Genomic DNA, 12,091 nt, shown 5'->3' with positions numbered 1-12,091 from the left:
CCACCAATGCGCGCCCGGCATGTGTCGATACGGCCTTAGCATTGGTTTGAAGTCGAAGCTGGCGCCTAGTCTTCACTAATAAAACCTGGCCTCGACCAGATAAAATAGCGGGAGTGAGACTATGGATCGCAGAAGATTTCTGTCGGCCACCGGTCTGGGCGCGGTCGCGTTGGGCGCGGGATCGGGCGCGGCCTCGACCGTGGCGGACGCGGCGCCGAAGCCGACCGGCGCCAAGGGCGGACCCGCCAAGTTCAAGCTGGGCTGCCAGAGCCCGCCGGCCACCGACGACCACTTCGCCTTCTTCGCCCGCTACGGCGTGCGCAACTGCAGCAGCAGCGCCAAGATCGCCGATCCCGGCCGGATCTATCCGACCGTCGACGAGCTGAAGGCCCTGAAGGATATGGGCGGCCGGCACGGCGTCAGCGTCGACATGGTCGACAGCGTGCTGCTGACCTCGTCGCACATCGACCGCGAGAAGAACCCGGCCATCATGCTGGCCCAGGATCCGCAGCGCGACCGCGACATCGAGGCCTTCCAGACCTTGATCAAGAACTGCGCCGCCGCCGGCATCCCGGCCGTGAAGTACAACATGAGCATCCTGGGCGTGCTGCGCAGCGGCAAGGTCAAGGGACGCGGCGACGCCGAATACTCGGCCTGGAACCTGGCCGAAGCCAAGCCGGCCACGCCGCTAACCCGAGCCGGGGTGGTCGACGCCGACCGGTTCTGGGAGCGGATCACCTATTTCCTCGAGCGGGTCGCCCCGGTGGCCCAGGAGTACAAGATCAAGATCGCCTGCCACCCGCAGGATCCCGGCGTGCCGCCCAGCGGCTACCAGGGCGTCGACCGCGTGCTGGGCACGGTCGAGGGCCTCAAGCGGTTCATCACCATCAAGGAAAACCCGTATCACGGGCTCAACTTCTGCCAGGGCACGGTGTCGGAAGACCTGCGCGACCCCGGCAAGGAGATCTTCGACGTGATCCGCTATTTCGGGAACAAGAAGAAGATCTTCAACGTCCACTTCCGCAACATCAAGGGCCGGCGCGACAACTTCGCCGAGGTGTTCCCGGACGAGGGCGACGTCGACTTCGTCGAGGCCATCAAGGTCTACAAGGAAGTCGGCTACGACGGCATGCTGATGCCCGACCACGTGCCGGAAGTTCCCGGCCACCCCGAGGCGCGCGGCGAGAGCTTCGCCTTCGCCTACGGCTATATCCGCGGCCTGATCCAGGCCGCCGACCGACTAGCTTGACGCTGTAGCGGCCGTCGGTCTGGCCGCAAGTACCTGAAGTAGCTCCTGTTTAACCGTCCAGGCCGCCATGGCTCGGAACGGACGAACTCCTGCGGCCGGTCCGCCGGCGCCCTTCGAGGGGACATCCCGATGTCACGACTGATCAAACGCGCCTGCGCGTCGTCCGCGCTCGCCCTGGGCACGGTGTGGAGCCTGGCCGCCGCCGCCCAGACCGCCCCGGCTGTCCAGCCAGCCGCCGTCCAGGCCGCCGCCCCCGCCAGCGACATTGTCGAGGAGGTGGTGGTCACCGGCTCGCGCGTCGCCCGCGCGGGCTTCACGGCTCCGACGCCGGTCACCGTGCTGGGCGGCGAGCAGCTGACCAACAGCAGCCCGACCACCCTGGGCGAGTCGCTGAAGCAGATCCCGGCCCTCAACAACTCGGTCGGGCCGCGCGGGGCCCAGACCTCGTCGGGGCAGGGCGGGGCCTATCTGGATCTGCGCGGCCTGGGTCCCAGCCGCACCCTGACCCTGCTGGACGGCCGGCGCTTCGTGCCCGGCGACGGCAGCGGCCTGGTCGACACCAACCTGTTCCCCCAGGCCCTGGTCGACCGGGTCGAGGTGGTCACCGGCGGCGCCTCGGCGGCATACGGCTCCGACGCCGTCGGCGGGGTGGTCAACTTCATCCTCAACAAGAAGTTCGAGGGCTTCAAGGGCGAGATCCAGGGCGGGATCTCGAACTACGACGACGACCAGGAGCAGAAGTACAACTTCGCCTACGGCAAGCGCTTCGCCGACGGCCGCGGCCACGTCATCGGCAGCCTGGAATACTTCAAGAGCAACGGCGTCGACCAGCGGCTGGACCGCCCGGTGGCCCAGAAGAGCTGCCAGGTGATCGCCCTGCCGGCCGGCTCGGCCACCTTGCGCGACTTCGCTTGCGGGGTGCGGGTGTCCAACGCCAATTTCGGCGGACTGATCACCAACACCGCCCTGGCCGGGACGACCTTCACCGCCGACGGCGCCCCGATCCCGTTCAACTACGGAACCCTGCGCACCGGCTCGACCATGGTCGGCGGCGACGGGGTGATCCCGCAGTTCGCGCCGCTGACCTCGGCGATCGACAAGCGCATCGCCTTCCTGCGCGGCAGCTGGGACCTGACTCCCAAGACCAACGTCTATCTGGAGGCCAGCTACGGCAAGGTGGCCCTGGGCTACCAGGTCGGCTCGTACCACAACCAGCTGGGCAACACGGCCCTGACCATCCGCCGCGACAACGCCTTCCTGCCGACCTCGCTGCGCGACCGGATGACGACGCTGAACCTGCAGACCTTCAGCCTGGGCCGCTACGACAATGACATCCCGCAGAGCAAGGTGACCACCGACAACACCACCTACCGGCTGGTGGGCGGCATCAACGGCGAGATTGGCGGCTGGAAGTGGGACGGCTATTTCGAGCGCGGCGACAACAAGCGGAAACTGCAGATCGGCAACGACCTGCTGCAGGCCCGCTATGTCGAGGCCGCCGACGCGGTGGTCAGCCCGACCACCGGCGCGATCGTCTGCCGCTCCAGCCTGACCACGCCCGGCAACGGCTGCGTGCCGATCAACGTGTTCGGCTACCATCCGCCCAGCGACAGCGCCTTCCGCTACATCACCGCCACCAACGCCGCGATCCAGAAGTCGTACGAGCACCTGGTGGCCTTCAACCTGTCGGGCGAGCCGATCTCGACCTGGGCCGGGCCGGTGTCGCTGGCCCTGGGCGCCGAGTACCGCGAGCAGGGCTTCGACCAGAAGGTGGACGCGCTGTCGGAGACCTTCAACCCGGTGACCAACAGCYCCGGCCCGTTCCGGGTCGGCAATCCCAAGGCCCAGGCCGGCAGCTACAACATCAAGGAAGGCTACGTCGAAACCGTGGTCCCGCTGGCCAAGGATCTGCCCTGGGCCAAGGAGCTGGAGCTGAACGCGGCGGCCCGCTACACCGACTACAGCACCAGCGGCGGGGTCACGACCTGGAAGGTCGGCCTGTCCTACGCGCCGGTCGAGGGCGTGCGGTTCCGGGCCACGCGGTCCAAGGACATCCGGGCCCCGAACCTCTACGAGCTCTACCAGAAGGGCCAGTCCAACTACATCGTGTCGATCTTCGACCGGGTGCGCGGCGTGACGGCGACCAACGTCAAGCAGCTGCAGCTGGGCAATCCGAACCTGGTGCCGGAACGGGCCGAGACCACGACGTTCGGCGTCGTCTACCAGCCCTCGTTCGCGCCGGGCCTGGGGCTGTCGGTCGACTACTATGACATCGACATCAAGGACGCGATCGCCACGCCGACGCCGCAGCAGCTGATCGACGACTGCGCGGCCGGGGTGCAGGCGCGCTGCGCGTTCCTGTACCGCGACGCCGCCGGCGGGCTGATCGGCGTGGACCTGGTGAACCTCAACCTGTCGGCCTTCAAGACCCGCGGCGTCGACATCGAGGCCAGCTACGGCTTCGACCTCGCCGCGCTCCGTGACGGGCTGCCGGGCCGGCTCAGCACGCGGGTGATCGGCAGCTATGTCGACACCTTCACCAGCATCGTACCGGGCGCGCCGATCGTGAACCGGGCGGGCGAGGCGGCCAATCCCAAATGGCGCTGGAACGCCCAGGCGACCTATGACGCCGAGCCGTGGTCGCTGTTCCTGCAGGCGCGCCACACCGGCGAGGTGTCCTACGACCTGAGCACGGCGCCCACCGACCTGCCGCAGCTGAAGATCAAGCCCGAGACGCTGGTCGACACCCGGGTCTCGTACAAGCTGCCCACCCGTAGCGGCGACTGGACGGCCTATTTCAGCGTCAACAACGTCTTCAACAACCTGCCGCCGGAATTCGCGCCGACGGCGGGGTCCTACGACCCGATCGGCCGGTTTTATCGGGCGGGGGTGAAGTTCGTTTATTGACGGCGAAGCTAAAAACTCCGTGTCATCCCGGAAAGCGCGCAGCGCTTGTCCGGGACCCAGGGGTGACAGAGCGCGGTGCGCGCCGCCCCTGGGTCCCGGCTCTACGCTCCGCTTCGGCCGGGATGACACGAGATTTTGAGCTTAGATCATTTCTTATACGACATAGAAATTCACTGATAAAATATCCGCTTGTCAAAGCCGCCCCGGAGTGATCACTGGTCGCGGGCGTTGGCCGGCCATTCCAGCCCCTCCGCCCCAACGTGATGTCGGTCGTCCAGGCCGGCGCTGATCAGGGGAGTTTCCACATGACCCGCTTGACCCGTCGCCAGGTCGCCGCCGGCGCCGCCGTGAGCGCGCTGGCCGTCTCGACCCGAGCCCAGGCCCAGACCCGAGCCCAGGCCAAGGCCGGAGCCCGTGGCAACCACGTCCTCTGGTACGCTCAACCGGCCGTCCAGTGGGTCGAGGCCCTGCCGATCGGCAACGGCCGGCTGGGGGCCATGGTGTTCGGCGACGTCTGGGCCGAGCGGCTGCAGCTGAACGAAGACACCCTGTGGAGCGGCGGCCCCTACGATCCGGTCAATCCGCGCGCCCAGGAGGGCCTGGGTCCGGTCCGCGCGATGATCGCCGAGGGCCGCTTCGCTGACGCCGAAAAGCGCGCCAATGAGACCCTGGTCGCCACCCCGCCGCGCGAGATGGCCTACCAGCCGTTCGGCGATCTGGGCATCCGTTTCGTGGGCAAGCAGGGGACGGTCAGCGGCTATCGGCGCTCGCTGGATCTCGACGACGCCATCGCAGAGACCACGTTCGAGATCGACGGCGTCCGATACACGCGGCGGGCTTTGGCCTCGCCGGTCGACCAGGTCATCGCGCTGGAGATCACCGCCAGCAAGCCCGGCGCACTGAACTTCGACCTGACCCTGACCTCGGCCCAGACGGTCAACCAGGTCGTCCACGAGAGGCGCGATACGCTGAGGGTCTCGGGCCGCAACAACGCCGAGGGGGCCATAGCCGGCGCCCTGACTTTCTGCGGTCGGGCCAAGGTCGTGGCGAAGGGCGGAACGATCAGCGGCGAAGGCGGCCAGCTGTCGGTGCGGGGCGCGACCCGAGCGACGATCCTGGTCGCGATGGCCACCAGCTACCGGCGCTACGACGACATCGGCGGCGACCCCGACGCGATCACCCGCGGCCAGATCGACCGCGCCGCCCGGAAGGCCTTCGACCGCCTCGCCCGCGACGCCATCGCCGCCCACCGCTTGCTGTTCGACCGCGTCAGCCTGGACCTGGGCGGCAAGACCGATCCCGCCGTGCCCACCGACACGCGCCTGGCCCACAACGAGACCACCGACGACCCGGCCTTGGCGGAGCTGTACTTCCAATATGCCCGCTACCTGCTGATCGCCTGCTCGCGGCCCGGCGGCCAGGCCGCCAACCTGCAGGGGTTATGGAACGACCAGGTCAAGCCGCCCTGGGGCTCGAACTACACGATCAACATCAACACCCAGATGAACTACTGGCCCGCCGAGGCCGGCGGCCTGGCCGAGTGCGCCGAGCCGCTGTTCGCGCTGATCAAGGACATCTCCGAGCGCGGCGCGGTGACCGCTCGCAAGATGTACGGCGCGCGCGGCTGGGTGGCGCACCACAACACCGACCTGTGGCGCGGGACCGCGCCGTTCGACCACGCCAAGGCCGGGCTGTGGCCGACCGGCGGGGCCTGGCTGTGCCTGCACCTGTGGGACCGCTACGACTATGGCCGCGACAAGCGGTTCCTGGCCCGGGCCTATCCGATCCTGCGCGGCGCGTGCCTGTTCTTCCTGGACACCTTGCAGACCGACGCCGCCACCGGCTGGCTGGTCACCAGCCCGTCGGTGTCGCCGGAGAACCGCCACGGCTTCGGCTCGACCCTGTGCGCGGGCCCGACCATGGACATGCAGATCCTGCGCGACCTGTTCAACCATACCCGCGAGGCGGCGCGGATCCTGGACCTGGATCCCGACCTGCGCGCGGAGCTGGCCAAGACCCGCGAGCGCCTGGCCCCCACCCGGGTCGGCGCCCAAGGCCAGCTGATGGAGTGGAAGGACGACTGGGACGCCGTCGCGGCCGATCCCAAGCACCGCCACGTCTCKCACCTCTACGGCCTGTTCCCCAGCTGGCAGATGGATCCCGCTGTCCATCCCGAGCTGGCGGCGGCGGTCCGGCGCACCCTGGAGACGCGGGGCGACAAGACCACCGGCTGGGCCATCGCCTGGCGGATCAATCTGTGGGCCCGGCTGAAGGATGGGAACCACGCCCACGCGGTGCTGCGGCTGCTGCTGGCCCGCGAGCGGACCTATCCCAACCTGTTCGACGCCCATCCGCCGTTCCAGATCGACGGCAATTTCGGCGGGGCGGCGGCGATCCTGGAGATGCTGGTCCAGAGCAAGGGCGAGACCATCGACCTGCTGCCCGCCTTGCCCAGCGCCTGGCCCACCGGATCGCTGCGCGGCGTCAAGGTCCGCAACGCTGGCGAACTGGACCTGTCCTGGCGCGACGGCCGGCTGGAAAGCGCGACGCTGCGCTGCGCTACCTCCGATTATCGCACGGTGCGCTGCGGCGAGGTCAGCCGCCGGATCTTCGTGCGCGCCGGCGAGCGCGTGACCTTGGCGGGACCGTCCCTGCAAGGGACCGCGCGCGCCGTCTCATAGTCGTGGTTTTCATCGCGGTTTCGTTTGACGTGTGGATTTCGCTTTCATATAAGAAATGAAAGATCACAAATAAAACGATCGGGAGGAAGTGGCATGCGGAAACTGACGATGGGCGTGATGGCGCTCGCACTGGCCTCGAGCGCGCCGGTTTGGGCCCAAGATTCCGTCGGCGCCCCGCCGGAACAGACCCACTTCAAGGTCTCGACCTACAAGCCGGCCGTCCACGACGCCGCGACCGCCAAAGGGCTGAAACAGTTCAACCACGATCGCTATTCGATGTTCATCCACTGGGGGATCTACGCCCAGGCCGGCGGCGTCATTCGCGGCAAGCGCTACTACGGCGCGTCCGAATGGCTGATGAGCAACAGCAAGACGCCCAGCGCCGAATATCTGAAGCTGGCCGAGGACTTCAATCCGGTCGACTTCGACGCCCGCGCCTGGATGAAGACCATGAAGGCGGCCGGTTTCCGCTACATGGTCATCACCGCCAAGCACCACGACGGCTTCGCGATGTTCAAGTCGGCCGCCTCGCCGCACAACATCGTCGATGGCACGAAGTTCGGCCGCGATCCGCTGAAGGAACTGGCCGAGGCCGCCAAGGCCGAGGGCATCGGCCTGGGCTTCTACTACTCGCAGTACCAGGACTGGACCGAGCCGAACGGCGGCGGCAACACCTGGGAGTTCGATCCGAAGAAGGCCGACTTCGACGAGTACTTCAACCGCAAGGTCGTGCCGCAGGTCACCGAGCTGCTGACCAAGTACGGGCCCGTTCGCGAGATCTGGTTCGACACCCCCGGCCCGATGCCGGCTGAATATTCCAAGCGCCTGCGCGAGCTGGTCAAGAAACTGCAGCCCGAGTGCCTGCTGAACAGCCGGATCGGCAACGACCTGGGCGACTACACCTCGCCGTCCGACTCCGAAATCCCGCCGGCCAGCCTGGTGCAGGGCGGCGACTGGGAGTCGGTGTTCACCCACAACCGCAGCTGGGGCTATTCGGCGTTCGACAACGACTTCAAGTCGACCAACACCCTGATCCGCCTCTTGACCACCTCGGCCAGCCGGGGCGGCAACTTCATGCTCAACATGGGCCCCGACGGCCGTGGCCGCTTCCCCGAGGGCGCGCAGAAGCGCCTGCTGGCGGTGGGCGCGTGGCTGAAGGTCAATGGCGACAGCATCTACGGCACGACCCGCTCGCCCCTGCCGCAGACGCCGTGGGGCGTAGCGACCCAGAAGGGAACCAAGCTGTACCTGCACGTGCTGGATCGCCCGGCCGACGGCGTCGTTCGCGTGCCTGGCCTGACCGAGCCAGTCTCGAAGGTCTCGCTGCTGGCTGGCGGCGCGGCCCTGCGCTTCAAGCAGGCGGCGCCTGGAACTGAAGGCGGCCTGTCGGTCGACCTGCCCGCCGGCGCGCCGCCCTCCGACGACCTGGTGGTCGTGGTCGAGACCAAGACGCCGGTGGCCGCGCGCCGCGACCAGGGCATCGTGCTGTCGCCGGCCTATGGCCGCCAACCGCTGGACGTCGCCGACGCCACCCTCAGCCCCGGCGTCAAGCTGGACGCGATCAAGACCCAGTTGTCGGTCGACGACACCCGCAAGTTCTACACCCCGGTCGGGCTGGACGATCCGTCCAAGTCGATCGCCTGGACGGTGCAGGTCGAGCGGGCCGGCGACTACCATATCGACCTGCAGTACTCGGCCACCAAGGAGCAGGCTGGCCGCGAGGGCGTGATCGAGCTCAATGACCAGAAGCGCAGCTTCGGCGTCGTCGAGACCGGAACGATCGAGCGGCGCAAGCCCGCCTTCCTGGCCTTCCAGCCGGTCGGCATCCTGCACTTCGACAAGCCGGGTCGCTACCAGGTGACCCTGCGTCCGCAGACCGCCGGCCCGGACCTGTTCACCCTGCGCGCGCTGTACCTCACCCCCGCCAACTAAGCCTTACCCAAGGGCGGGGTATCTGGCCGGACGGCGCTGCAAGGCGTCGGCCGGCCTTCTTTTTTGCCCATCTATCCTTCTCCCCTTGCGGGAGAAGGTGTCAGCGAAGCTGACGGATGAGGGGTCGATAGACCTGTCGGCTTGGCGTCCGGCCTATCCGCAAGTCGCGGCGGATCCTGTCTTCAACCCCTCACCCGACCCGCTACGCGGGCCACCCTCTCCCGCAAGGGGAGAGGGATTTCGATTCCCCCTACCGCCGATCCAGCACCCGCCCATCCACAWCCCGCGCCGCCGACACCCCCGCCAACGCCAAGGTCGTGCGCATCTCGGCGGTGATCATGTCGAGCAGGCGACCGACGCCCGGACCGCCGGCGGCGGCCAGGGCGTAGACCCAGGCTCGGCCCAGCAGCACGCCCTTGGCGCCCAGGGCCAGCATCCGCACCACGTCCATGCCCGACCGGATCCCGGAGTCTGCCAGGACGGTCAGGTCGTCGCCGACCGCCTCGGCGATGCTGGGCAAGGCGCGGGCGGTGGACAGCGCCCCGTCCAGCTGGCGGCCGCCGTGGTTGGAGACCACCAGGCCGTCGGCGCCCAGGCGCACGGCGTCGCGAGCGTCGTCGGGATCCAGCACGCCCTTGATGATCAGCGGACCGTCCCAGGCCTCACGGATCCATTCCAGGTCGCGCCACTGGATCGACGGATCGAAATTGGCGCCCAGCCAGCCCATGAAGTCCTCCAGGCCGCTGGCCTCGCCCAGCACGGGCGCGACATTGCCCAGCAGGTGAGGGCGGCCGCGCACCCCGACGTCCCAGGCCCAGGCGGGCTTGCCGCAGATCTGGGCGTAGCGGCGGAAGGCGGCCAGCGGTCCCGACAGGCCGCTATGGGCGTCGCGCCGGCGGGCGCCGGGCACGGGCATGTCGACGGTGAACACCAGGGCGCTGGCGCCCTCGGCCTTGGCTCGGGCGATCAGGTCGCGCATGAAGCCCCGGTCGCGGATGACATAGAGTTGGAACCAGATCGGGGCGGCGCTGGCCGCCGCCACCTCATCCAGGGCGCAGACCGAGACGGTCGACAGGCAGAAGGGCAAGCCGCGCTCGGCCGCCGCCCGCGCCGCCTGGACCTCGCCGCGCCGCGCGTACATGCCGCTCAGCCCCACCGGCCCCAGAATGATCGGCGCGGCCAGGGTCTGGCCGAACAGCTTGGTGGACAGATCGACGCCGCTGACGTCCTTCAGCACCCGCTGGCGCAGGGCCAGCCCGGCCAGGTCGCCGACATTGCCGCGCAAAGTCCGCTCGTCCCCCGCGCCGCCATCGATATAGTCGAACAGGAAGCGCGGCAGCCGCCGGCGGGCGGCGCGCCTGAAGTCCTCGGTCGAGGTGGCGATCATCGGGGTCTCCAGGGATTCGTCGGCTTGTATTTCTTATATGAATGTGTATTTCACATTTGGCGAAAAACAATATGCGTAGCCTAAGCGGAGGGGACAGACCCGGCATGATCTCGGAAGCCCAGTCCCCTCTGGCCAAGCGCCCCCTTCCCAAGCGGGCGATCCGGCGCACCGGCCTGTCGCTCAGCGTGCTGGGCCTGGGCGCGGCGTCGGTCGGCAACCTCTATCATCCGGTCAGCGACGACGACGCGCGGGCCACCCTGGCGGCGGCGCTGGACGCGGGCCTGACCTATGTCGACACCGCGCCGCGCTACGGCCACGGGCTGAGCGAACGCCGGGTCGGCGACGTGGCGCGCGGCCGCGACGACGTGGTGCTGTCGACCAAGGTCGGCCGCCTGCTGACCCCGGACCCACGGCTGAGGGGCGACGCCGAGCGCTACGGCTTCCGCTCGCCCCTGCCGTTCGAGCAGGTCTACGACTACAGCCACGACGGCATCCTGCGCTCCTACGAGGACAGCCTGCAGCGGCTGGGCCTGGCGCGGATCGACATCCTGTACGTCCACGACATCGGCCCGATGACCCATGGCGCCGACGACGCCCGGACCTTCGACCAACTGACCGCCGGCGGCGGCTTCCGGGCGCTGGAGCGGCTGCGAGACAGCGGCGCGATCGACAGCTTCGGCCTGGGCGTCAACGAGTGGCAGGTCTGCCTGCGGGCCATGGAGCATGTCGATCTCGACGTGGTCCTGCTGGCCGGGCGCTACACCCTGCTGGAACAGACGGCGCTGGAAAGCTTCCTGCCGGCCGCCCTGGCGCGCCAGCTGTCGGTGGTGATCGGCGGCGCCTACAATTCCGGGATCCTGGCCACGGGGGTCAAGGGCGCGGGGCCGCACTATTACGACTACGGCGAGGCGCCGGCCGAGATCGTCGCGCGGGTCCGCCGCCTGGAGGCGCTGAGCGACCGCCACGGCATCCCGCTGGCCGCCGCCGCCCTGCAGTTCTGCCTGGCCCATCCGGCCGTGGTCAGCGTCATTCCGGGCCTCGGCTCGGTCGCGCGGGTCCGCCAGACCCTCGCGCTATACGACACCGCCATCCCCGCCGACTTCTGGCGCGAGCTGCGAGCGGAAAACCTCGTCGATCCGCAAGCGCCGCTGCCCGGCGAAGACCTCTAGGACCCTCCGATGAACGACACACGACAAGCCACCGCCGGACGGCTGGCCGGCAAGACCGCGCTGATCACGGCGGCCGGGCAGGGCATCGGCCGCGCCACGGCCGAGGCCTTCCTGCGCGAAGGGGCGGCGGTCATCGCCACCGACCTCAATATCGACGCCGTGGCGACGATCGACGGCGCGACGCCGCGCGCGCTGGACGTCACCGACGCCGAGGCGGTCAAGGCGATCGCCGCCGAGTTCCCGCACGTCGACGTCCTCTACAACTGCGCCGGCTTCGTCCACGCCGGCACGATCCTGGACTGCGACGAGGACGCCTGGGCCTTCTCCAACAGCCTGAACGTCACCGCCCAGTACCGGATGATCCGCGCCATCCTGCCGGGCATGATCGCCAAGGGCGGCGGCTCGATCATCAACATGTCGTCGATCGCCTCGTCGATCAAAGGCGTGCCCAACCGGTTCGCCTATTGCGCCACCAAGGCCGCGGTGATCGGCCTGACCAAGGCGGTGGCCGCCGACTTCGTCGCCCAGGGGATCCGCTGCAAYGCCATYTGCCCCGGCACGGTCGAGACCCCGTCGCTGCTGCAACGCCTGCGTGACACCGGCGACTTCGAGGGCGCTTATCGCGACTTCACGGCCCGCCAGGCCATGGGCCGCTTCGGACGCCCGTCCGAACTGGCCGCCCTGGCGGTCTATCTGGCGTCCGACGAGTCCGCCTTCACCACGGGCCGGACGCACGTCATCGACGGCGGCTGGGTGATGTGATCCT

Annotated in this window: 7 protein-coding genes and 2 pseudogenes; 7 read left to right on the top strand and 2 right to left on the bottom strand. The window is 68.7% G+C overall.

Annotated features, from left to right (window positions below):
• Nucleotides 1-121: 121 nt before the first annotated feature.
• Together AC1DSO_RS12105 and AC1DSO_RS12100 are read left to right on the top strand one after the other, a co-directional pair.
• A complete protein-coding gene (locus tag AC1DSO_RS12105; RefSeq protein ID WP_477069052.1) occupies nucleotides 122-1,249 on the top strand; it encodes a mannonate dehydratase in 1,128 nt (375 codons plus the stop codon).
• A gap of 129 nt (nucleotides 1,250-1,378) precedes the next feature.
• Nucleotides 1,379-4,156 carry a TonB-dependent receptor gene (locus AC1DSO_RS12100; protein ID WP_477069051.1) on the top strand — a complete coding sequence of 926 codons (2,778 nt, stop codon included), beginning with the start codon at nucleotides 1,379-1,381 and terminating at the stop codon, nucleotides 4,154-4,156.
• A 12-nt stretch (nucleotides 4,157-4,168) separates the two neighbouring features.
• Here the strand turns inward: AC1DSO_RS12100 and AC1DSO_RS12095 are convergent.
• Nucleotides 4,169-4,290: pseudogene (locus tag AC1DSO_RS12095) on the bottom strand (hypothetical protein); the annotation flags it as partial.
• 171 nt (nucleotides 4,291-4,461) lie between these two features.
• On the opposite strand from AC1DSO_RS12095, the gene AC1DSO_RS12090 reads away from it, so the two are divergent.
• The 3 genes and pseudogenes from AC1DSO_RS12090 to AC1DSO_RS12080 form a co-directional block, all read left to right on the top strand.
• Nucleotides 4,462-6,837 carry a glycoside hydrolase family 95 protein gene (locus AC1DSO_RS12090; protein WP_477069050.1) on the top strand — a complete coding sequence of 792 codons (2,376 nt, stop codon included), beginning with the start codon at nucleotides 4,462-4,464 and terminating at the stop codon, nucleotides 6,835-6,837.
• Between the two features lie 93 nt (nucleotides 6,838-6,930).
• A complete protein-coding gene (locus tag AC1DSO_RS12085; protein WP_477069049.1) occupies nucleotides 6,931-8,769 on the top strand; it encodes an alpha-L-fucosidase in 1,839 nt (612 codons plus the stop codon).
• A 73-nt stretch (nucleotides 8,770-8,842) separates the two neighbouring features.
• Nucleotides 8,843-9,007, top strand: a pseudogene (locus tag AC1DSO_RS12080) (hypothetical protein); the annotation flags it as partial.
• Nucleotides 9,008-9,019: 12 nt separating this feature from the next.
• On the opposite strand, the gene lldD reads toward AC1DSO_RS12080, so the two are convergent.
• Nucleotides 9,020-10,156 carry an FMN-dependent L-lactate dehydrogenase LldD gene (gene lldD / locus AC1DSO_RS12075; RefSeq protein ID WP_477069048.1) on the bottom strand — a complete coding sequence of 379 codons (1,137 nt, stop codon included), beginning with the start codon at nucleotides 10,154-10,156 and terminating at the stop codon, nucleotides 9,020-9,022.
• A 104-nt stretch (nucleotides 10,157-10,260) separates the two neighbouring features.
• Between lldD and AC1DSO_RS12070 the strand changes: the two genes are divergently transcribed.
• A complete protein-coding gene (locus AC1DSO_RS12070) occupies nucleotides 10,261-11,325 on the top strand; it encodes an aldo/keto reductase (protein ID WP_477069047.1) in 1,065 nt (354 codons plus the stop codon).
• Nucleotides 11,326-11,334: 9 nt separating this feature from the next.
• Nucleotides 11,335-12,087, top strand: coding sequence for an SDR family oxidoreductase (locus tag AC1DSO_RS12065; RefSeq protein WP_477069046.1), 753 nt, complete (start codon nucleotides 11,335-11,337; stop codon nucleotides 12,085-12,087).
• Nucleotides 12,088-12,091 lie beyond the last annotated feature (4 nt).

It is taken from the genome of Caulobacter sp. P4_E5, from assembly GCF_056401555.1.
The sequence above is the reverse complement of the archived record's forward strand: the minus strand, read 5'-3'. Positions and strand labels throughout refer to the sequence as shown.

Coding starts and splice junctions, on each gene's coding strand:
- AC1DSO_RS12085 (WP_477069049.1), top strand. CDS start 6,931: ATGCGGAAACTGACGATGGGCGTGATGGCGCTCGCACTGGCCTCGAGC.
- AC1DSO_RS12105 (WP_477069052.1), top strand. CDS start 122: ATGGATCGCAGAAGATTTCTGTCGGCCACCGGTCTGGGCGCGGTCGCG.
- AC1DSO_RS12070 (WP_477069047.1), top strand. CDS start 10,261: ATGATCTCGGAAGCCCAGTCCCCTCTGGCCAAGCGCCCCCTTCCCAAG.